The sequence below is a fragment of the Mesorhizobium sp. P2_E9 genome, assembly GCF_056403815.1.
Window position 1 is genome coordinate 521,530 of sequence record NZ_JBFUET010000002.1, and the last position, 21,769, is coordinate 543,298.

At 62.8% G+C, this 21,769-nt stretch carries 20 protein-coding genes and 1 pseudogene; 10 read left to right on the plus strand and 11 right to left on the minus strand.

The window, feature by feature from the left end:
• Nucleotides 1-12: 12 nt before the first annotated feature.
• Entirely contained in the window at nt 13-489 is a 477-nt protein-coding gene (locus AC1D05_RS05630) for an Lrp/AsnC family transcriptional regulator (protein ID WP_027167818.1), read from the minus strand.
• 221 nt (nt 490-710) lie between these two features.
• Between AC1D05_RS05630 and AC1D05_RS05635 the strand changes: the two genes are divergently transcribed.
• Nucleotides 711-2,036: an NAD(P)/FAD-dependent oxidoreductase gene (locus tag AC1D05_RS05635; protein ID WP_477438965.1), complete on the plus strand. Its 1,326-nt coding sequence runs from the start codon at nt 711-713 to the stop codon at nt 2,034-2,036.
• A gap of 44 nt (nt 2,037-2,080) precedes the next feature.
• Here the strand turns inward: AC1D05_RS05635 and AC1D05_RS05640 are convergent, their stop codons facing one another.
• From AC1D05_RS05640 to AC1D05_RS05660, 5 genes are all read right to left on the minus strand, one after another.
• Nucleotides 2,081-3,445 (minus strand): FAD/NAD(P)-dependent oxidoreductase, encoded by a 1,365-nt coding sequence (locus AC1D05_RS05640; RefSeq protein WP_477438967.1) that lies wholly within the window; start codon nt 3,443-3,445, stop codon nt 2,081-2,083.
• On the minus strand, nt 3,442-3,744 hold the full coding sequence (locus AC1D05_RS05645) for a (2Fe-2S)-binding protein (RefSeq protein WP_477438969.1): 303 nt from the start codon (nt 3,742-3,744) through the stop codon (nt 3,442-3,444). Before AC1D05_RS05645 ends, AC1D05_RS05640 begins: the two co-directional genes overlap by 4 nt.
• Nucleotides 3,741-5,726, minus strand: coding sequence for a hydantoinase B/oxoprolinase family protein (locus tag AC1D05_RS05650; protein WP_477438971.1), 1,986 nt, complete (start codon nt 5,724-5,726; stop codon nt 3,741-3,743). The genes AC1D05_RS05645 and AC1D05_RS05650 overlap by 4 nt, the downstream gene beginning before the upstream one ends.
• A gap of 4 nt (nt 5,727-5,730) precedes the next feature.
• Nucleotides 5,731-7,809, minus strand: a complete 2,079-nt coding sequence (locus AC1D05_RS05655) for a hydantoinase/oxoprolinase family protein (protein WP_477438972.1) — start codon at nt 7,807-7,809, stop codon at nt 5,731-5,733.
• An 89-nt stretch (nt 7,810-7,898) separates the two neighbouring features.
• The gene (locus AC1D05_RS05660; protein ID WP_477438974.1) at nt 7,899-8,804 is read right to left on the minus strand and encodes a LysR family transcriptional regulator; all 906 of its coding nucleotides are present in this window, start codon (nt 8,802-8,804) and stop codon (nt 7,899-7,901) included.
• Nucleotides 8,805-8,920: 116 nt separating this feature from the next.
• Here AC1D05_RS05660 and AC1D05_RS05665 point away from each other — a divergent pair, with 116 nt between their 5' ends.
• Nucleotides 8,921-10,039 carry an NAD(P)/FAD-dependent oxidoreductase gene (locus tag AC1D05_RS05665; RefSeq protein ID WP_477438976.1) on the plus strand — a complete coding sequence of 373 codons (1,119 nt, stop codon included), beginning with the start codon at nt 8,921-8,923 and terminating at the stop codon, nt 10,037-10,039.
• A gap of 111 nt (nt 10,040-10,150) precedes the next feature.
• Here AC1D05_RS05665 and AC1D05_RS05670 read toward each other — a convergent pair whose 3' ends face one another.
• A complete protein-coding gene (locus AC1D05_RS05670) occupies nt 10,151-11,047 on the minus strand; it encodes a LysR family transcriptional regulator (RefSeq protein WP_477438978.1) in 897 nt (298 codons plus the stop codon).
• A gap of 276 nt (nt 11,048-11,323) precedes the next feature.
• Here AC1D05_RS05670 and AC1D05_RS05675 point away from each other — a divergent pair, with 276 nt between their 5' ends.
• The 7 genes and pseudogenes from AC1D05_RS05675 to AC1D05_RS05705 form a co-directional block, all read left to right on the plus strand.
• Nucleotides 11,324-12,058 carry an SDR family NAD(P)-dependent oxidoreductase gene (locus tag AC1D05_RS05675; RefSeq protein WP_477439136.1) on the plus strand — a complete coding sequence of 245 codons (735 nt, stop codon included), beginning with the start codon at nt 11,324-11,326 and terminating at the stop codon, nt 12,056-12,058.
• Nucleotides 12,059-12,105: 47 nt separating this feature from the next.
• Nucleotides 12,106-12,858: an SDR family NAD(P)-dependent oxidoreductase gene (locus AC1D05_RS05680; protein WP_477438980.1), complete on the plus strand. Its 753-nt coding sequence runs from the start codon at nt 12,106-12,108 to the stop codon at nt 12,856-12,858.
• Nucleotides 12,859-12,950: 92 nt separating this feature from the next.
• The gene (locus AC1D05_RS05685) at nt 12,951-13,553 is read left to right on the plus strand and encodes an NADPH-dependent F420 reductase (RefSeq protein WP_477438982.1); all 603 of its coding nucleotides are present in this window, start codon (nt 12,951-12,953) and stop codon (nt 13,551-13,553) included.
• Nucleotides 13,554-13,633: 80 nt separating this feature from the next.
• A complete protein-coding gene (locus AC1D05_RS05690; RefSeq protein WP_477438984.1) occupies nt 13,634-14,047 on the plus strand; it encodes a nuclear transport factor 2 family protein in 414 nt (137 codons plus the stop codon).
• A gap of 107 nt (nt 14,048-14,154) precedes the next feature.
• Entirely contained in the window at nt 14,155-14,787 is a 633-nt protein-coding gene (locus AC1D05_RS05695) for a class I SAM-dependent methyltransferase (protein ID WP_477438986.1), read from the plus strand.
• 20 nt (nt 14,788-14,807) lie between these two features.
• Nucleotides 14,808-14,963: a hypothetical protein gene (locus tag AC1D05_RS05700; protein WP_477439149.1), complete on the plus strand. Its 156-nt coding sequence runs from the start codon at nt 14,808-14,810 to the stop codon at nt 14,961-14,963.
• Nucleotides 14,959-15,129 (plus strand): annotated as a pseudogene (locus tag AC1D05_RS05705) (NADP oxidoreductase coenzyme); the annotation flags it as partial. The gene AC1D05_RS05700 and the pseudogene AC1D05_RS05705, both read left to right, overlap by 5 nt.
• A gap of 70 nt (nt 15,130-15,199) precedes the next feature.
• Here AC1D05_RS05705 and greA read toward each other — a convergent pair.
• Nucleotides 15,200-15,682, minus strand: a complete 483-nt coding sequence (gene greA / locus AC1D05_RS05710) for a transcription elongation factor GreA (protein ID WP_477438988.1) — start codon at nt 15,680-15,682, stop codon at nt 15,200-15,202.
• 669 nt (nt 15,683-16,351) lie between these two features.
• Nucleotides 16,352-17,152: a hypothetical protein gene (locus AC1D05_RS05715; RefSeq protein WP_477438990.1), complete on the minus strand. Its 801-nt coding sequence runs from the start codon at nt 17,150-17,152 to the stop codon at nt 16,352-16,354.
• Between the two features lie 257 nt (nt 17,153-17,409).
• Between AC1D05_RS05715 and AC1D05_RS05720 the strand changes: the two genes are divergently transcribed.
• Nucleotides 17,410-18,303, plus strand: a complete 894-nt coding sequence (locus AC1D05_RS05720) for a TylF/MycF family methyltransferase (RefSeq protein ID WP_477438992.1) — start codon at nt 17,410-17,412, stop codon at nt 18,301-18,303.
• 124 nt (nt 18,304-18,427) lie between these two features.
• On the opposite strand, the gene AC1D05_RS05725 is transcribed toward AC1D05_RS05720, so the two are convergent.
• Together AC1D05_RS05725 and AC1D05_RS05730 are read right to left on the minus strand one after the other, a co-directional pair.
• Entirely contained in the window at nt 18,428-19,159 is a 732-nt protein-coding gene (locus tag AC1D05_RS05725; protein WP_477438994.1) for a hypothetical protein, read from the minus strand.
• Between the two features lie 310 nt (nt 19,160-19,469).
• Nucleotides 19,470-21,698 (minus strand): hypothetical protein, encoded by a 2,229-nt coding sequence (locus AC1D05_RS05730; RefSeq protein WP_477438996.1) that lies wholly within the window; start codon nt 21,696-21,698, stop codon nt 19,470-19,472.
• Nucleotides 21,699-21,769 lie beyond the last annotated feature (71 nt).

The window sequence follows — 21,769 nt, forward strand, 5'->3', positions numbered from 1 at the left end:
GAGCCGCTCTGACTATCTCGGAAACAGGCTTGGCAGCGGCATGTGCGCCTTGACGATGGGGGACTTCAGCACCACGAAGCTGAAATACTTGTCGATGCCGATATCCATGTCGGTCAGCCGTTCCATGATCGTCTGGTACTCGGCGATGCCGGCGGTCACGAATTTCATCAAATAGTCGTAGCCGCCCGACACGAGGTGGCACTCAATGACCTGGTCGATCTTCTCCACGACGGCGAGAAAGCGAGCAAAGTCCACCTGACGATGGTTCTTCAAGGTGATTTCGGTGAACACGGTCAGCGTCTGGCCGAGCTTGCCGATATTGACCTGTGCGGAATAGCCTTCGATGTAGCCCTCCGACTGGAGCTTCTTGACCCGCATCAGGCACGGGCTTGGCGACAGATGCACCAGATCAGCCAATTCCACATTGGTGATGCGGCCGTTCTTCTGCAGCTCGTAGAGAATCTTGATATCGATCCGATCCAGTTTCACGGTCGTCTCCGAAGAACACGCCGCAGCACAAAATGCTGCCTTGCTCATAGGCATTGACACTACCACAGCCCGTTAGCCTGTCCATCCAAGCGGACAGCGCTTTGGAACGCAGCGGCTCCCGATTTGAACCTAGCTTACGGAATAAAATTCCGCGCCGACCGCAACTGCGGCAGCGGCTGCCTGTGCAACGCGTTAAATTGGCGCGTCAAGGCAGAGAGACCATGCGCGCACCACTGCAGCAAATCGAAACATCCGGCGACCTGCCACAGACCGCGGACGCGGTGGTGATTGGCGGCGGCATCGTCGGCATCTTCGCGGCCTACTATCTGGCACGGCGCGGCCTGAAGGTCGCGCTTGTCGAAAAAGGCCGCATCGGCGCCGAGCAGTCCTCGCGGAACTGGGGATGGTGCCGCCAGCAGAATCGCGACGCCCGCGAATTGCCTATGGCAACCCGAAGCCTTGACCTGTGGGACAGCTTTGCGGCGGAAACCGGCGAAGACACCGGCTTTCGCCGCTGCGGCCTGCTCTATCTCAGCAATGACGAGGCGGAACTGGCCGGCTGGGTGCGCTGGCGTGACTTCGCCAGGACGGCCGGTGTCACCACCCATATGCTCGACGGCGCCGAGGCCAGCGAGCGGGGCCGCGCCACCGGCCGGACATGGAAGGGCGGCGTCTTCTCGCCGACCGACGGCACCGCCGATCCGTCGCGGGCAGCACCCTCAGTCGCCCGCGCCATCCTCAAGCTCGGCGGCACCGTGCATCAGAATTGCGCCGCGCGCGGCATCGAGACCGAAGGCGGGCGCCTGAGCGGCGTGGTCACCGAAAGCGGAACGATCCGGACCGAGGTGGCGGTGCTGGCCGGCGGCGCCTGGGCCTCCTCCTTTTGCCGGCAGTTCGGTTTCCGTTTTCCGCAGGCGTCGATCCGCTCCTCCATTCTGTCCGTCTCGCCAGGCGCGAAAGGTCTGCCGGATACGCTGCACACGAAAGGGATCTCGGTCACGCGCCGTGGCGACGGCGGCTACACGCTCGCCATAAGCGGACGCGGCCGTGTGGACGTGACGCCGCAGCAGTTGCGCTTCTCCTCGCAGTTCCTGCCCATGTTCCTGAAGCGATGGCGCAGCCTCGCGCCCGGCGGCCTGCAGGGCATGCGCTCCGGACACGAAATGCTGCAACATTGGCGGCTCGACCAGCCGACGCCGATGGAGCGGATGCGCATCCTCGATCCAGTCCCGGACCAGGCGACCATCCGGCTGACCCACGCGCGGGCGCTCGAACTGCTGCCGGCACTGCGCCAGACCAGGATCAGCGCGGCCTGGGCAGGCTACATCGACAGCACGCCGGACGGTGTGCCTGCCATCGGCGAGATCAATACCGTTCCTGGTTTCTTCCTGGCTGCCGGGTTCTCGGGGCATGGCTTCGGCATCGGACCCGGCGCGGGACATCTCGTCGCCGATCTGATGACCGGGTCGCAACCGATCGTCGATCCGACATCCTACGATCCGCGGCGCTTCGATGCATCCGTGTGGGGGAAGGTCGCCGACTTCTAAGACGCTATCCGTTCCAACATCTAGACATGGTCTCCGGAACGCCTTCAATCTTGCCGGAGAAACGCACTGACAGGCGCCGGGCGTACAGGCGCTTGACCGCGAAACCGGCCGGCAGCGCCAGGCGTGCAGCCGGTCTGCGCCGCGATAAGTTCGACGGCGGCCAACTGACAATAGCGCCCCTGGCATCGCCCCATGCCAACGCGCGACAACGATTTCACCCTGTTGGCTTCACCGCCGCCGAAATCAGTGCTCTCACGCAGGGCCGCGGCGGTCACGTTCTCACAGCGGCAGACGACCGCGTCGTCGGGGAGCGCCCGCACCATCGCCACCGGCCAGGGAAAGCCGCGAGCCAGACCGCCGGCAAAGCGTTCGAGCCGCGCGAGCTTGCGCAGATCGGCACCGAGGGAAGGCGTCGGCAATCCGAGATCGGCAAGGCACGCCGCCGCTGCGAGGCGCCCAGCGATCTCCGCGCCGTCTGCTCCCAGAAGACGAACTCCATCGCCCGCAAGATAGACTCCGTTGCCGGCGCGGCCCATCCCGTCGGTCTTTGGCAGCCATTGCCGCCACTGGTCGTCATAGGCGAAGACGCATCCCGCCAGGTCTGCCAGATGCGTCTCCGCCCGCAAGTGCCAGCCCATGCCAATCGTGTCGCATGGGGTGAGGTGCAGCGTTCCGCCGGCGTCGCGCCAGCGCATCGCTGTGACACCCTTGCCGTCGCTCTCGATCGCTTCCAGCATCACGCCCGCATGGTAGCGGCCGCCGAGCCTCGCCCGCAGGGCCAGACCGCGCAGCAAGACCAACGGCCGGGCGGCAAGGTCCCGCAGCCCCCGCATCTGCTGACGCTGGGAAGAAGTATCCAACACCGACGCCACATCCGCTCCAGCCTTGACGAGTTGGGCGCCGACCAGCGTCAGCAAAGGCCCCGATCCGATCAGCACGATCCGCTGCCCCAGCGCCACGCCCTGCGCCTTGAGCGCGATCTGCGCCGCGCCAAGGCTGTAGACGCCGGCGCTCTGCCAGCCGGGGACCGGAGCGACACGGTCGGATGCGCCGGTCGCAAGGATCAGGCGGTCATAGCTGACTAGCTGCACGCCGCCCTCACCCAACACGTGCAGCCGCCCCTCCTGCACGGCGATAACCGAGCTGCCGGCGCAATGGGTGAGCCGTCCGTCTGCGGACAGCCGATCGAAGAGCGTGTGCAACGCGCGTGCCTTCCCCGCCTCCGATCCGTAGAGCTGCTCTGGCGTGCGGACGAACCCGTCGGGCGGACGGCGGTAGATCTGCCCGCCCGCGCGCTGCCCTTCATCGATCACCACCGGGTGGAGCCCGGCCTCGACCAGCATGGTCGCCGCCCTTATGCCGGCTGGGCCAGCGCCAACGATCACGATCCGCGGCAAGGTCTCGCTCACGGCCAGCTCTCCGGCACCGTCGTGCGCAACCGCATGCCTTCGGTGATCGGGGTTGAGCACGCGCGGATGCGCGATCCTTCATCCTGCCATATCAAGCAATCCTGGCAGGCTCCCATCAGGCAGAAGCCGGCGCGCGGCTCGGGTCCGAACTCGGACATTCGCAAGGCGTGTCCTGACGCCAGCATGGCGGTCAGCACGGTATCGCCCGCCAAGGCACTGCACATCTGCCCGTCGAGAAAGAAATGCAGCCGCGCCCGGTCGAACTCGGCCAGCCGGACGATGCGGCCGGCGGTGATCATTCCGCCGCCTCCCGCAGCGGGCCAGGACGAGGCAATTCGGGGAACCGTTCGCAAACCGCATCGAACGCCGCCTGGACGCCCTCCGGTCCCGAGCGCCCCTGCATGCGGCGGAAGATCTCCGTCTTGGTGAAGAACCGCCAGTGGATCGGCAAATCCCCCAGTATGGCAGTGAGCCGGTCATAGGCGGCCGGCGTCCACTGCGCTTCGTAGCCGTCGCGCTCTGGACCGAAATGGAAATGGCCGGCGGCCGGCTCCTGCCGCGCGCGCAATTGCCCCGTTGTCTGCTCGTCGATCTCGCCGCCGCGGATGACGACGCCATAGTCGCGTTCGGCCGCAGCCGTCGTGACATAGCCCCGGCGCACATCCTGCGCGACCCGCCAGGGTTCGCGTTGATGCGGATCGCCGCGCCCGCCGCCTCCGGCGGAGCGGATCTCGAGCACGTCGCCGGGCAGCAGCACAGTGGTGTCGATGTTGCCCAGCCGCCGCTCGTGCTCGGTCGCCGGATTGACGACCATGTCCGACAGGCCGGCCGCCTTGCCGCCCAGCACGCCCCAGGGACGAAAGAAGCTGCGGTCGCGGTTGCGCGCCGTGATCCTGGAATCGGGGGCGAAGACACGGAAGGCCATTTCGGTCGCCAAACCGCCGCGCCAACGGCCCGCGCCCCCGCTGTCCCTGGCGAGCCCGTATTTTATGAATTCGACCGGGGTCTCGGTCTCGGTGATCTCGATCGGAGTGTTCTTGAGATAGGCGGCATCCGCACCCGATCCGTTGGTCCCGTCGCGATGTGGCATCGCCCCGCCGCCGCCGACCACGGGGTTCACCGCCGTGATGACGGTCCGGTAGGTGCGCTCGTCCGTGGTCATGACATTGACGATGCAGTTGTTGCCGGCCGGAGCTGCTGGCAGGCGCTCCGGCACCGCTCGCGAGAAGGCGCCGAAGATGACCGACCGCAACCGGGCGCAGGTGAGCGAGCGCATACCCACGGCAGCGGGGTGCACCGGGTTCAACACGGAACCCCGGGGCGTGATGCAGGTAAACGGCCGGGTCAGGCCGGTGTTGAGCAGGATCTTCGGGTTGAGCGTGTAGAGCACGTAGTAGACGCCAACCAGCAGCATGGTGTGTCGCGGGTCGCCGCCCGAAGGCACATTGAGCGAGGAGCCGAGCTGCGGATCGGAGCCGGTGAAGTCGAGCACCGCCTCCTCACCCTTGATCGTCAGCGTCAGCTTCAGCCGGCACGGATTGGCCTCGACCGAATCCTCGTCGGCATAGTCGCAGAATTCCCATGTGCCGTCGGGCATGGAGCGCAGCACGTCGCGCGCCTGCGCTTCCGCCTGGTCGAGCAGAGCGGAAACGCCTTCGATGAAGCCGGCCTTGCCGAACTTCCTCACCATTGCCTGGATCTTGCGCTCGCCGGTGTTGAGCGCGCCGACCAGCGCCTTGATGTCACCGATGTTGAGGTCGGGCTTGCGCACATTCGTGCTCATGATCCGCAGGATCATCTCGTCGAAGACGCCCTCCCTCACCAGCTTCATCGGCGGAAAGCGGATGCCTTCCTGGTGGATTTCGGTCAGCGCCCGGCTGAGCGAAGCCGGCACTGCCCCGCCCATGTCGGTGTTGTGGATATGCCCGCCGGTCCAGGCGACGATCTCGCCGTCGACGAAGACCGGCTTCCACAAATGGGTGTCGGGTGCGTGCGTGGCTACGTGGCCGGAATAAGGATCGTTGGTGAAGGCAACATCTCCCGGCCGGTAGTCGTCGACCATGGCGATCGCGCGGTGATACGAAAGCCCCGGATACCAGGTGGCGCCGAGTTCCATCGGCACGGCGAAGGTCGCACCTGAACGGTCCATCAGCATCACGGTAAAGTCCTGCGTCTCCTTGACGAAGGCGGAATGCGCGGTGCGGTGCAGCGTGTGGGCCATGTTCTCGGCCGCCGCGCGGGCATGGTTCGCCAGAACCTGGAGGTTTGTCCGGTCAAACATGGCGTTACTCCGCGAAGGTCAGCAGAAGGTTGAGATGGCGGTCGACCCGTGCCCGCGCTCCGGCGGGAATGGCAAAGGTAGTGTCTTCCTGAACGACCACGGCAGGGCCGTGGAACGTGCTGCCCGGCACCAGAGCTTGCCGGTCGTGGAGGTCGACGGTCTCGACGCGCGCGCCCGTGTAGACCGGGAGCCGGCGCGCCGGAATGGCCGGGGCATCGATCTCGTCGATCTCCGGGAAGGAGAGTTTCGGCCCCGCGCCTATGGCCGATAGCCGGACATTCACAAGTTCGATCTCGCCCTCCGGGTCGTGGAAATCGTAGAGCCGCTCATGGGTGAGATGGAAGGCCTGCTCGATGGCGGCCACATTGCCGTCCGCCAGCCATTCCGGCAGAAGGACGACCTCGATCTCATAACTCTGCCCGACATAGCGCATGTCGCAGGTGAGACTGAGCTCCGCCGCCGCATCGTGCCCCTGCGCCGCAAGCCAGTCGCGGCCCTCACGCGCCAGCGCCTCGAAGGCCTCGCGAATTCCGGCAAGCGACACGCCCGACAGCGGGCTGAAGATGGTGCGAATGAAGTCCCCGCGCAAATCCGCCACCAGCCCGCCCAGCGCCGACACCACGCCGGGCCGGCGCGGCGCCATGACACGTTTCATCCCGAGTTCGCGGGCAAGGAAGGCACCAAGCATCGGGCCGCCGCCGCCGAAAGGCATCAGCGTGAAATCGCGCAAGTCGACGCCGGCGCGCGAGGCAAGCTTCTCGACCTCGACGAACATCTCCGACACCGCGATGTCGAGGATCGCCTGCGCGGTCTGCTCGATGGGGCGGCCGAGCCGGGTGGCAAGCTGGCCGACGGCGCGATGCGCCAGGCGGGTGTCGATTCTGAGCTGGCCATAGGCCATCTCGCTGTGACCGAGCCATCCGCACACCACCATGGCGTCCGTCACCGTCGCACGTTCGCCGCCACGGCCGTAGCATGCCGGTCCTGGCGTCGAACCGGCCGATTCCGGTCCGACCCGCAGCACCCCTTGCGCATCGACACTGGCGATCGAGCCGCCGCCGACGCCGATCGAGCTCACCGACACGGAAGGGATATGGAGCGGGAATTCGCCGATCAGTTCGCCGGTGCCGAACTGCGCCTCGCCGTCGATGATGAGTGCGAAGTCGGCCGAGGTGCCGCCGATGTCGAGGGTAAGAACCTTGTCTTCGCCGGCCTGGCGCGCCAGCCACGAGGCGCCGATGACGCCGGAGGCCGTTCCCGACAAAAGCATGTTGACGCAGGCGCGCTTGCCTTCGGCGGCGTTCATCAGCCCACCGTTCGACTTCGTCAGCATCGGGCGGGCCGGCACGCCGTGCTCCTTCAGCCGCTGTTCCAGCGCCGTCAGATAGGAGGAGACGCGCGGATGGACATAGCCGTTGAGGATGGCGGTCGAGCTGCGCTCGTATTCGCGAATGACCGGCCAGACCTCGGCCGAGGAGAAGACGAACAGGTCGGGCGCAAGACGCGTGATCGTCGCCTTCACCGAGGCCTCCTGAGCGGCATTGCGCCAGGCATGCAGGAAGGACACGATGATGCCTTGCGCCCCGTTCGCTTTCGCCGCTGCCACCGCCCTTTCCACCGCCGCCATGTCCGGCGCCCGGGATTCGCTGCCATCGGCACGCATGCGGGCCGGAATGCCGAAAACCATGTCGCGCGAGATCAGCGGGTCCGGCCGCGAGCAGAACAGCGAATACATGTCCGGCATGCGAAGCCGCGCCAGTTCGATGACGTCCTCGAAGCCGGCATTGGTGAGCAGCGCCAGCGGCGCGCCCTTGCGCTGGATGATGGTGTTGATGCCGACGGTCGTACCGTGCACAAAGCGCGTCATACGGGCAGGATCAAAGCCCTCGCGTTCGGCCAGAAGCGTGAGGCCCGTCATCAGCTCGGCGCCCGGATCCTCCGGCGTCGTCAGCACTTTCAGCGAGGCGACGCGCCCCGAATTTGCTTCGAGCGCGCAGAAATCGATGAAGGTCCCGCCGATATCGACGCCGACCTTCCAGTCGGCTTCGTTGCGCGCCTCGTTCGCCGCGATGGCACCATCCATGATGCGTCCCTTCCTGTCTGCCAACCGAAGCTGACACGACAGGATGGCCAGGGTCCAAGACGTATGATGGTGGAGGATATAAGTCTTGCTTATGCCCTTGCTTTGTCACCGCCCAGCACAGCGGAACAGGCCGCGCGGATTTGCTCGCGCATCATCTCATCGGCCAGCGAAAGCGCCCGTGTGCGCGAGGTCAGCAGCGCGATCGGAAATTCCGGCCCCGCCGCGAGCGGTCTGACGGCAAGCCCGGCAAACTGGTGCCATGGCAGCAGCGCATCGACGAGCGCGATACCCAGACCGGCCTGGACGAAGCCGACTGCCGAGATGGAGACGTCGATCTCGAGCGACGGCGAAAGCACCACACGCTGCGCGCGGGCAGCGTGGGCCAGTTCGTCGGCGGGACGGGTGTTTGCGCGATAGGATATCAACTCTTCGCCGGGGAGATCGGCGAGCGTCAGCTCGGTTTTGCCGGCCAATGCATGCCCGGCGGGCAGCAGGCAGGCGAAGCCGACGCTGCCGATCACCTCCGCCTCGATATCTGGTGGCAGGCGGTCGTCCATGGCCACGCCGAGGCTGGCATCGCCGGCGCGCAGCATGTCGACGATCGCGGCGATCGGCGCCATGTGGGACCGCAGCAAAATGTCGGGATGCCGCGCCCGGAAGCTCGTGAAGGCGCGCGGCAAGATGGCCATAGCCGGCGGCGGCGAGGCCGCGACCCGCACCAGCCCCGTCCGGCCCAAACGCAGGTCTGTGGTCTTGCGGCGTAGGCCCTCCAGCCCCGCCGACAGACGTTCGGCATCGGCGAATATCTCCAGCGCCTCAGGGGTCGGCCGCAGCCGGCCCTTAACGCGCTCGAACAGCGTGAAGCCGAGTTCGTCCTCGGTGTGGAGCAGAATCTGGCTGAGCGCAGGCTGGGAGATGTTCAGCATGCGCGCCGCGGCCGTCACGGTGCCCGCGCGCATGACGGCGATGAACACTTCGAGCTGACGGGCCCGCATTGCCACTCCATAGGTCAAGCTTATGGCTGTTGTCTAAACCCATCTTTGACGCAATGCCGTGGCGCCGACAAGATGGGCGCATCCAAGGATCAGCCGCTCTGCGCTAGGGACCGACTATGGATGTGATCGTGCTGGGCGGCGGACTGATGGGGACGGCATCGGCCTATTTCCTCGCCAGGCGCGGCGCGCGCGTGACGCTGATCGAGCGCAACCGGGTCGGCACCGGGGCAACCGTCGCCTCCTTCGGCAACATCCGGCGCACGGGGCGCCATCTGTCGCAGCTTCCACTGGCCCACCGCTCGCTCCGGCTATGGGGCGAAGCTGAAAAGATGCTTGGCCGCGACGTCGAGTTCCGCGCCACCGGCCATATCCGGCTGATCTTCGATGAAGGAAGCCTTGCCGACATGCGGGCCTATGCCGAGGCAGCGCGGCCGTGGGGGCTCGAGCTGGAAGAACTCGGCCCGCGTGAGATCCGTTCCCGGTTTCCCGGCCTCGGCCCTGACGCGATCGGAGCGTCGTTCTCTCCGCAAGATGGTAGCGGCAATCCACGGCTGATCGCGCCTGCCTTTGCCGAGGCGGCCCGCAAACTGGGCGCGCAAATCATCGAGGGAGCCGAGGTCGAGAAGATCACCCATACGGGCTCCAGTTTCCTTGTCGGCAGTTCGATAGGTGCATTCGCCGGCGACTGCTTGCTCAACACCGCCGGAGCCTGGGGCGCGCGCATTGCCGCACAGTTCGGCGAAAAGGTACCGCTCGACGCCCGCGGTCCGCAGATGGGGGTGACCGAGCCGCTGCCGCATCGGATCCTGCCGGTGGTCGGCATCTGGACGCGCGACAAGGACCATGGCGCCTATCTGCGTCAGGTCGAGCGCGGCAACATCGTCTTCGGCGGCGCGGCCGAAAGGGTGTCGGTGAACCTCAATCCAGGCCATGCGGTCGCCGATCCCATGCGACTTCCCCTGCAATTGCGCGCCGTCGCGCGGCTGCTGCCGGCAATCGCGCGGGTTGCGGTCATCCGCACCTGGTCCGGCTGCGAGGGCTATATCAGGGACATGTTGCCGGTCATGGGGCGCTCGGCAACGACGCCGGGCCTGTTCCATGCCTTCGGCTTCAGCGGACACGGCTTCCAGCTTGGTCCGGGCGTGGGCGACGCCATGGCCGAGCTCATCGCGACCGACCGGTGCGAAACGCCGCTCGACGATTTCAGGATCGATCGCTTCGGCCGCGCAGCCTAGAGCCGGTTGCGATACGGCGCGACATTCGCGGATTGAACGACGCCGCTTCAAGCGATCGCAACTCGGCTTCCGACCGGTTTACGGCAGGCGTTGCCGGCGTCCTGCCGCGTGTCAGTCGTGCGATAGGGACAGCCCGCCAAGAAGTGGAGCGTACGCGGTGAGCCTGCGAGATATGAACTCAATGAAGAGCCGCACACGCTTCGTCTTGCGTGTCTCTCCCTGTGTGAGAAGCCAGAGCGTCCCATGCATGGGCAGGTCGGTGCCTGGCACCCTCACCAATAGAGGGTCGGCATCTCCGACGAAGCACGGCAGCTTCGTCATCCCGATCCCTTGCTGCGCCGCGACGATCTGCGTCTCGGCGTCCGGGGTCCTGAACGGAACTCCCGTGGTGTGAACCTCTCCCTCGCGCGCCCAGTTCGGGAGTCCATGATCGTCTATGACGATCCATCGGATAGGATCAGGCGCGCCCGCACGCCACGCGGCTAGTCGATTGCGAGACATATAGACGCCGCTGAACAGCTCCGGTCCCTTCAGTCCGTGAAGATTGAGCGGCAGGGTCTTGCGGTCGGCGACAATGCGGATCGCGACGTCGGCCTCTCGGTTGGTCAGATTCGCCACCTCGCCGGACGACAGGATTTCCATCTCGATGTCCGGATGCAGACGTGCGAAGTCGGCGAGATCCGGCATGAGCAGATGTATGGCGAGGAACGGCGGAAGCGTCACCCGCAAAAGGCCGCGCGCGCTCTGGTCGCGCCCGAAGACGCGCGTCTCCAGCAGGTGCGACGACGCTTCCATCTGGTCCGCGAACTCGAGGACCTCCTCGCCAGCAGCCGTCAGGCGGTAGCCCGCAGGCAGCTTTTCGAACATGTGCACGCCCAGGCGTTCCTCGAGCTGGGCGATGCGTCGCAGCACGGTCGCGTGGTTCACACCGAGGCGCTTGGCGGCGGCCCGCACCGAGCCTCCGCGTGCGATGGCAAGAAAGTAGCGGACATCATCCCAGTCGATCATGGTGCAATCTCGCACCGTGCGGTGCGCCTTCCAAAGCCCATATCTAACACATCGGACAGCAGTATGGGTGGTCATTGCAGCCAATGTCGACAAGCGCGGCCGAATTTTGAACGGCGGACACCGATCGTCGCAGCTGGCGTCAGCCCCCCAGCCGGATCGATTTCGCACCACCGATGTGCGCGCTTCCGCACTCAACACCTGACGCCGGCGGACCCATTTGGAGGTTCTCGGGGCGTTCCCGAATGACCAAGGCGGAAGCCTGGAAGGATGCACGACATGACCAGACTGAATGGAAAGACCGCCGTCATCACCGGCGGCGCCACCGGCATCGGCCGCGCCGCAGCAAAGCGCTTCATCGAGGAGGGCGCCTTCGTCTTCATCTTCGGTCGCCGGCAGGAAGCGCTCGACGCCGCTGTGGCGGACCTCGGGCCCAATGCCCGCGCGGTGAAGGGCTCGGTCTCGGATGAGGCAGATCTCGACCGGCTCTATGCGGCTGTGAAGGCCGAGCGCGGAAGCCTCGACGTCGTGTTCGCCAATGCCGGGGCGGGAAGCCCGCTTCCGCTCGGCAAGATCACCGCCGAGCACATCGACGAAACCTTCGACACCAATGTGAAGGGTACGATCTTCACCGTCCAGAAGGCGCTGCCGCTGATGGGCGCGGGCGGTTCGATCGTCCTGACCGGATCGAGCGCCGGCACCACCGGCGCTCCGGGATTCACTGCCTATAGCGCGAGCAAGGCGGCGGTGCGCAACCTCGCGCGGACCTGGGCGGAGGACCTGAAGGGCACCGGCATCCGGGTAAACGTGCTGTCGCCCGGGGCGACGGCGACCGAACTCGCGAAGGAAGCGCTGGGCGAGGAGGGCCAGAAAGCCTACGGCGCGATGACTCCGCTCCAGCGCATGGCCGATCCGGCGGAGATCGGGGCAGTGGCAGCCTTTCTCGCATCGTCGGACAGCAGCTTCATGACCGCCAGCGAAGTCGCCGTCGACGGCGGCCTGGCGCAACTCTGACCCCGCGCGATCCCGCGTCTGGGCAACACAACGAAGGATAGAACATCATGAAAAAACTTGAAGGCAAAGTCGCAGTCATCACGGGCGGAAGCAGCGGGATTGGCTTGGCCACAGCCAAGCGTTTCGTGGAAGAAGGTGCGCAGGTCGTGATCGTTGGGCGACGCGAGAAAGTCTTGCAGGAGGCCGCGGCCCTTATCGGGAGAAACGTGACAACAGTCGTGGGCGACGTGTCACGCTTGGAAGATCTGGACCGGCTCTACGCCACCGTGAAAGAGAAACATGGTCACATCGACATTCTGTTCGCGAACGCGGGCGCAGGGACAGTCGCGCCGCTCGCGGCAGCTACTGAGGCCCATTTTGACCAGACCTTCGATGTGAACGTGAAGGGGTTGTTCTTTACGGTGCAGAAGGCCCTTCCCCTCTTCAAAGACGGTGGATCGATCATTCTGAACTCTTCGGTCTCGAATGTGATGGGGCTGCCAGCGTTCAGCACCTACGCAGCAAGTAAGGCAGCTGTTCGCAGCTTCTCGCGGTCTTGGACACTGGAACTGAAGGACCGCAATATCCGCGTCAATACGATGAGCCCTGGCGCGATCGAGACTCCCGCCTTGGCGACAACGACCGGCCTTAACGCTGAGCAAGCCGAGCAGGCGGTCGCCCAGTTTGCTGCACAGATCCCAATGGGTCGTAGGGGTAAACCAGAGGAAATCGCGGCTGCCCTCGTGTTCCTCGCCTCGGATGAAAGCTCCTACATCACCGGTATAGATCTCGCGGTCGATGGTGGTTGGGCGCAGGTCTGAGCCCGGCGCGGTCCCGTGGTTGGCCCTTCAGTCCCGCCAGGAGTGACCCCGCTTCTCAAACTTTGGTTCCAACACAAGATAGGAGAAACATTGTGAGTTACGCAATTATCGGCTTCGGCAATATCGGCCAGGCTTTGGCCAAGGCGTTTGCCCGCAAGGGCATCGAAGTATCCGTTGCAACCACGCGCCACCCGGAAAGCTTTGCAGCCGATGCGGCGGTGATCGGCCCCACGGTCATTCCCAAAAAGCTGGCGGACGCGGTCAAGGCGGACATCATCTTTTTGGCTGTCCGTTTCGAATCGCACCCGGAGGTCGCGGAGGCGCTCGCCACCTGGCAGGGGAAGACCATCGTCGATGTGACAAACGCCTACGGCGTGCCTCCTGAAAAACTGGGCGGACAACCTTCTTCCAGGTTCGTTGCGCAGGCCTTCACTGGGGGTAGACTGGTCAAGGGCTTCAACCATTTGGTCGCTGCCGTTCTTGACCACGATCCGGCCGTACATGGTGGCAGGAGAGTCGTGTTCCTGGCGAGCGACGATGACGCTGCCGCGGCGGAGATCGGTACGCTCGCGGAAAATCTCGGTTTCGCGCCGATCAAACTTGGCGGGCTGTCGGAAGGTGGGTTGCTCGTCCAGGCGCGCGGAAATAGCTGGGGTCATCTGATCTTCAAGGATCTGGTCAAGCTCGACGGATGAACACGACGTGCCACCGGCAGGGCCACGGTGCACGGATCGGATCGAGCGCGACCCGATCCGTGCGAAATGGAGAAATTCCCATGAGCATTGAGAAGAACATCCAGACCGTGAAGGACTTCTTCGCCGCGATCGGCCGCGACGACAAGGAGGCTCTGCTGGCGCTGGTCGCCGAAGACATCGAGTGGATCATTCCGGGCGAGGACTGGCCGCTGGCCGGAACACGCCACGGACACGCCGGGCTGGCGGATTTGCTTGAGACGGCATCCAGGTCAATAGAGACGTCCACGGAACCCCGGGAGTTCGTGGCGCAAGGAGACCGGGTGCTGGTTGTCGGCGTCGCTACGGGGAGGATCAAAGCCACGAACAAGACGTTCGACGACGACTGGGTCTTCGCCATCACCGTCCGGGACGGCAGACTGACCAACATCCGGGAATACGTCGACACACAAGCACTGGCGCGCGCCGCGCAGATGGGCGCGGCCGGGCCTGCATAGCGCTGGCCATATTCGGCCATCGGTTCGGGGTAGACGGTAGATCAGCCGAAAATCGCCCCATTGTACGCCGCGCACTCGTCTAATGCCCAACCGTAAAGGAGATTCCGATGTACGACCAATCCAAGCTATCCGATTTGATCCGGTTCGCACGTGTAGATGCGGGCTCCACCGTGATCGACGTGTACCCCGGCGACGGCGACTGGACGCGCCTCTTCTCCGACGTCGTGGGCCCCGAAGGTCGGGTCTACAGCTTCGTGCCGGCCGAAGTCGCCCACTTCAAGAACGATCCGGTCGGCCGCATGCGGACACTTGCGAAGGAGCCCGGCCGAGAGAATGTCGAAGCCGTCTCGGCGGACCTCGTCGCGATGCCGGAGGTCACGCAGCCAGCGGATGTCCTGTGGCTGCACCTGTTCTATCACGACCTCCACACCGCACTGATCCAGGCCAAAGGCGCGACGGCGGCCGATTTCAATCGAGTTGTGTACGAGCGGCTGAAGCCGGGTGGGTCCTATGTCATCGTCGATCACGCCGCAGCCGCAGGAGCGGGCATGGGCGACGCCCAGTCGCTGCATCGTATTGAGCCTGCATCCGTTCGCGAGGAGGTGGAGGCGGCCGGCTTCGTACTGGACGCGGAAAGCACCGTGCTCGCGAACAAGGATGACGCGCACTCGACCAAGGTGTTCGATCCCTCGATCAAAGGCGAGACCGATCGCTTCGCCTATCGGTTCGTGAAGCCCTGACAGGTCCCGGAACCGACTTCATGTCGACCTCGCCGATGGGTGCAAACAACCCTATCGGAGATATCGAGGCAAGCCTGCTTGCCGCCACGAAATCGGCTTTGGATGAGCTGGTCTGGCGGGCCCACGCGACGATGGCGGCGAACGCCGCTGAAGCGTCATTTTGGAGTTTTCCTTGAAGAGCTGGACGGCCTCCCGTTCACCGCCTTGGTCGCGAAGTCGTTCACCCGCGCCAAGTTCGTGAAAGGCTTCAATCACCTGATTGCAGCCACCCTGGCTACCGATCCGGTCGTCGAGGGCGGCCACCGGGTGGTCTTTCTGTCTGGTGACGACGAGGACGCGATCCCTGGCTGTTGCTCGTATCGCAGCAGCGGCGGATGCATCCGCCGCTGCTGCGTCCTACCTCGATGTCAAACTATGAAACGGATATGATCTCAAGTTCGCGCTGCCCCAGTTGGACAATGTCGCCAACGCTTTTGCCAATCAGCGCGATGGCAACCGGTGAACCATGCGATATGGACGCTTGGGAGGGGTTTGCCTCATCCTCACCGACGATGCGGAAGGTCTGCATGCGGCCATCATCACGCTCGAAGGTAACGGTGTGACCGAAGGCGATCACTTCATTGGACGTCGGCGCCGACATAAGCTGAGCGGTACGGACGCGCTCGGCATAATAGCGCATATCCCGAACCGGAACCGCCGATTGCCGTCGCCTCTCGTTGACGTCTTCCAGCACGCTGGCGGTCTCGAGAGCCTGCTGAGCGCGAGCCAATTCATCCCTTAGCATCTTGAGGCCCGCCTCCGTGACGAGGTTGATCCGGTCCGAGATAGGGCGAGCCGGCAGGATGGTTTCCGACGCTGCCTCGGCACTTTCCTCCTTGGCAAACGCTACGCTCATTTGGGCAAGACTCCTGTCGCAGCCGGCTGCACCAGACCATATACCGTTCGCGCGAAAACGTCACCCGAAGGCGATTTTCTTCGTATATTTCAAAATATTGGCCCGAAAAAACACCGTCGGATCCAAGAAACGGCTGACGTCCTTTTCTCGGACATTCAGCCGCAGGTGAAAAGTACCGTCAAATTGACCAGCTGCCCTTACATCGAACGCGGCCCCGTTATCGGGACCAATCACCGTTGTGCCGCCGCGCGAAAGACGCCTCGCGCAATTTCGAGGCGGCGCCACCGCCGATGCGCCGCTGCACTATAGCCCCATACCAGGCCGACGGCGCTTTACACCCACCGCTCTGCGCGTTCAGATTGGTCCAGCTGCTTAGAAAGGAGCACGAAGCCAACAAAGAGCGAATGCCGTTAGCCTTAAGCGGAGGTCAAAGAAGCCCGCCGAAAATACCGTCGACGTCTAACCGATTGCGTCCGCAGCAATGCCACGCGGCGGCGCGAAAGCCTCTCGGCTAATCGGTGGTGACCAAGGCGCGGAAGCCGCATGCCACAGGCTGCCGTTTGCCGACGTTCAAATCACGGTCACGGCCTCGTTCCGCAGTCGCTGCGGCGGCTTTGTCTCCCATTTGCGCTTGATGAATTCCGGCGATCCTCGCTCACCTCTGGCCGGTCAGGCGATACGCAACAGTTGGCGCAGGCGGAGTGGCAGTCGCGGCGAGGCTTGCAGCTCGGCACAGCTCGCCTCCCATCGCGTGAGATAGTCGGCGATCGGGATACCGGTACGGCCGGGCCAGCGGTTAAGTGCGCCCAGCGCCTCGACGCAGTCCGGCGTGCGGTCGTATTCGGCAAGGATGGTTAGCGACATTGCCTGGGCGAACGGATTGAGGGCGGGCATTTCGATCTCGCTGCGATGGCCGGCGAACCACGCCGCGGCGTCGCCGGCGAGCCCCTGGCTGTCGGCAAGCGTGGTATAGCCTCGAATGATGTTCTGGCGATACTCGGCAATGGCATCGCCGAAGGCGTTGTCGCCGGCGAAGGGCGGGTTCTGCTTCCAGTCCTTCGCCAGGCGTCCCAGGCCACGCAGCGAGAAGGCTTCAACCATCGCCTCCTCGAGCCACTGGCAGGGCGGCGCCGGCTTTGCGTCGGCCTGCCAGCTGTTGCAGAACACATGGCCGAGCTCGTGGCCGAACTGATAGGCAAGCTTCGACCAGTCCCGCTCGCCGATGTCGACGATGATCCACGCCACGCTGCTGCCGTCCGGATGCAGCCACACGGCCGGCGAGCCGGAAGTGTGCTCGTCGACACGCAGGCGCGTCGGCTGGCGGGCGGACACGAGGCGAACGCCATCGAGGCAGGCATGCCGCATCCGCTCGACGACCTGATCAGCCGCGCGTGGCAGCATGTGGCCCCAGTCGCCGGTGAGTTCGATGGGAGCGGAGAGGAGAGATGGCGAGGGGGTAGTCGGTGCCATGGTCGCGTAGCTCTCCCCGAGGGCGGGCCGACCCGTCAACGCTGCAGGAATCAAGCTTCCGGCCGCTGAGCCCCCCAAAAGTGTAACGAAATCTCGTCGTCGCACTTCGATTCCTGATGTCCGACCGCCCAGATTTAAACTACCATGCTATCCACCAATGGCGAAGGCTCGGGGAGCAGATAGGGCATCAGGAGTGGGCGAGGCTATCTTTTCGCAAATGTACAGCATCGGGCTGCTCAGCCTTGAGAGAGCCAAACTTGGAAGTCTTGCAGCACCATTCCATTGGATTGATCTTCCGCCGATTGATACTCAAGGACTTCGAGCGTGATCCCGGCGCGGAGAGTGTCGGTTCGTGTCAGGCTCTCAGAAGGGGACGAACGTTGAGTGAAAGTCATGACTTCTTGACCACCGCAATGAAGATGCGGAATAGATATCTTAATGTTCTGGAAGCATCACTCACCGGAACCTTATATGGCGACGCGCCCATTGATCCGTGGACGGGCGGGAAATACGACCCGAACAAGCGTGCTCTTGGGCGGGATTGGCCAGGATTGGCGCAAACCATGATTGGCTCAGCGAGGATGCGCAATCTGCGGCATTTATGCGAAACTGTGATCTTGAATGATATTCCTGGCGACTTCATTGAGACCGGAGTTTGGCGCGGCGGGGCATGTATTTTTATGAGAGGTATTCTTGCCTCGTACGCCGAGACTCAACGTCGCGTCTTCGTCGCTGACAGTTTCGCTGGCCTTCCTCCTCCAAGCCCGGAAATCTATGCGGCGGACGCTGGGGACATCCACCACACGCATACGCAACTGGCGATTTCCCGGAAGGACGTAGAAGAAAACTTCCGCAGATATGACCTGCTTGACGAGCAAGTTGTCTTCCTTGAAGGCTGGTTCAAGGACACACTCCCTAGTGCTCCGATACAAAAGTTAGCAATCCTCAGACTTGACGGAGACATGTATGAATCAACAATTCAAGCTCTTGACGCGCTTTATCGCAAGCTATCGTATGGTGGATTTGTAGTCGTTGACGACTATTTTCTCGCCCCATGTGCTCAAGCTGTAAATGAATTCCGGACTAGAGAGGGTATTACCTCGCCATTAATTCCAATCGATGGCTGTGCGGTGTGGTGGAGGGTTTGCTAGGCCGCAAATCGCGATTGTCAAGGTTTCTTCATTGGGAGAAACCGGCAATACTGGGGGACAGGCCACACTCAACGCCCTCGCTGCAGGGCGGGGCGGGGTCCGCGTCCCCGCCCCGCCCCTGGTGTCACCCAATACGCAACAGTTCGCGCAGGCGGAGTGGCAGTCGCGGCGAGGCTTGCAGTTTGGCACAACTCCCCTCCCATCGTTGGAGATAGTCGGCGATCGGGATACCGGTACGGCCGGGCCAGCGGTTGAGTGCGCCCAGCGCCTCGACGCAGTCCGGCGCGCGGTCGTATTCGGCGAGGATGGTCACCGACATCGCCTGAGCGAAAGGATTGAGGCCGGGTATTTCGATTTCGCTGCGATTGCCGGCGAACCACGCTGCCGCGTCGCCGGTGAGCCCCTGGCTGTCGGCGAGCGCGGCATAGCCTCGGATGATGTTCTGGCGATATTCGGCAATGGCATCGCCGAAGGCGTTGTCGCCGGCGAAGGGCGGGTTCTGCTTCCAGTCCTTCGCCAGGCGCCCCAGGCCACGCAGCGAGAAGGCCTCCACCATCGCCTCCTCGAGCCACTGGCAGGGCGGTGCCGGCTTGGCGTCGGCCTGCCAGCTGTTGGCTGCGACATGGCCCAGTTCATGTCCGAACTGGTAGGCAAGCTTCGACCAATCTCGCTCGCCAATGTCGACGATGATCCACGCCATAGTGGTGCCGTCTGCGTGCAACCAGACGGCCGGGGACCCCGAAGGGTGCTCGTCGACGCGCAGCCGCGTCGGCTGGCGGTCCGAGACGAGGCGCACGCCATCGAGGCAGGCGTGCCGCATGCGCTCGATGACCTGATCTGCCGCGCGTGGCAGCATGTGGCCCCAATCACCGGCGAGTTCGATCGGGGCGGTCAGGAGGGTGAGAGGGGGCGAAGACCTCAAGGAAGATAGGATTGGCACATCTGCAAACGGTGTGCCTAAGCCGCCGCGTCGTGTCAATACCCCCAGCGCCAACGTGGCGGCCACTGAGCCAATAGCGATTGTCAGGAGCTCCTCGCCTCGTCACGATTTGCCCCATATTGCGGACCGGTCAAAACAGGATGTAGGCTGTCACGCGCCTTCAGACAACCAGCAAGCCAGCGCAGAACTGAAAATTGTATGAGGCATTCTGTAGAAACAGATAATTCTATCTGGGGGCCAACGCCGATTCAAAAAGATCTATCCATGAATTAATCATATACTTCCAATCGAACATCTTAGCTGACTCTTTACCTTTAGCGCATTTGGCCGAAAATTCTTCCGGGTTATCTCTATAATATTTCAAAACTTCAGTAGTAAAGCTCACGTATCCGTTCGACTCGATCGGCGCGATTATACCCATACCCTCGTATGCTCTCAGCGGAAACACACCGACCGGTGTGCTAATCACAAGCCTGCCTGCGGCCGCAGCCTCCGTTGCTGGCATTGGGCCGCCAGCCTCGGTAAGAGAGCAGACGAGTACAGCGTCTACTGATTGGTAATATTTTGGCATGTCGTGAATCGGAGTGTTCCCCCCACTCCAAAAGCCGGCAGGTTTGAACTTCAAGCCAGCTCCGTCTGCGCATTCTTTAGCAAGTTGGCCTCGCTTTATTTCAATACCGTACCTGTTCTTCGCAGACAAAGAGCTCGCGCAACCAACAGTAAGTAGCCGTTCGGGAACTTGACCTTCGAACTCTTCATAGTCAATTCCCAAGGGGACTATCCTGGGTATGGTGGGAACTCCAAGCGTCAGCGAATCCCAGAGCAGTGTCTGACCTACAACGCCATACCCCGCGAGCTCCCCGAAAATATCACGTCCATACCTATCAATTAGCTCTTGTATATCGAAGGTCCAATGGGATATTCCAACTATCTTCTCCGCTCCAACACCATAGATGTCCCGCAATATGTGAATCGTGTCCAGACCAGCTACAATGAGGTCATAGAATCCTACCAGGTCATTTATATATGAGCCGTGCAGTTTGCGATAGTCAATAACATCCGCTATATATCCTCTCTTGTAAAGATTCTTGCAGAGGTCATAGTATACACGACCGTTAGACCATTGTATTGGCCCAAAGAACGCGACCTTAGTCTTCGACGAGGTAGCATTTATTCTGACGCGAGCTAGCGGATGCACTACAATAGCCGCCACTCCAAACTTATCAACGCCTTCGGCAGCCATATGCGGTGTCCGCACCGTATCAGTAGGCCATACTCGAGCGCACCAATCTTCGGATGCAAGGAAACTCTCCCATGCCGAACAGACTGGTCTTGACAGAGTTATCCGCCCATCGGGTTCCGCGCAGACGAACGCGCTTCTTGCGGTAAAGCCTACGAGGCCTCTTTCAAGTTGTATCGCTTCGAGAAGCGTCCCTTCAGCCGACTTCGCATCGCGGGAGGCGAGACATGAGCGATGGGGAAGGCAAGCAATTGGCTCCCACGTAGCCCCATTGTCAAAGGCCAACCAACCGCGTCCGGGACTCCCTGTTGATGCGGCGTCAGCGACGAATATTACATTCGCCGGGCTAGTGGCCAAGTCTCCATGCCGTAGGTCCCCCACGGCGAGATCCATATACAGCACTGTTCCGCCTGGCGTGAACACTCGTGTACATGGCACAGCGGACGAATATAGCTTCTCCAACAATGCCCATGCGCTCGATCGCAATATATCTTCCTTGCCTCTCTCAGGCTCCCGCGCCCGAAGCTTCCGTATCACGATTAGCCTGGTAGGCCCCCCCGCGCCATCGAAGGGAGGGAACTGGGCGAAGGATGCCGTGAGCGCATCAGATTCAGCCATAGTTGCAGGGGAAAGCAGTGGGTTGTCAATGTACTTGCCGTTCTCGAAGTATGAAGCAAAGAAATCAGCTGTCTTAGGCACCTGCGGAAGACTGGCCTCATAGATTGGTGGCTGCCAACCTAGGTCCTCTATGATGTACAGTCCGCCGGGCCTGAGGCGCGGAAATAGTACCTTGAATGCCAATTGCTGATGATACGACGCATGCGATGCGTCATCGATGATAACATCGAAGCCATCCACGATCTCGGCGACCTTGCGCAAATCTAGCTCTACACCAGCGTCTCCCCTAACGAATGTGAATCGCGTATCAGTAATATGGGAGAAGTCAGAAATATCAAAACCGAAAATTTGTGCCTTGCTGAAGTAGTTCAGCCACATCTGCACAGACGGTGGAAGCACCTTTCGGTCTTTCGGTCCGCCTACTTCTGGGCCGCCAACTGCCAATCCCAATTCCAAAAGATTGATATGTTTATCTCGGTATCCGTCAAAAAGAAGATCATAAATGTACGTGTACCTATTCGGTGCGAGCCCGAGCGGCGTTGGCGCTGAACCTTTGTCAGAGCCAAAGTAGTTTGCTAGTTCAGTGAGATTCACCATAAAAACCGCATTGGCTGGCGATCGGAGACCTGGAGGACACCATCCAGGCGGGTGTACCGCATGCGCTCAAC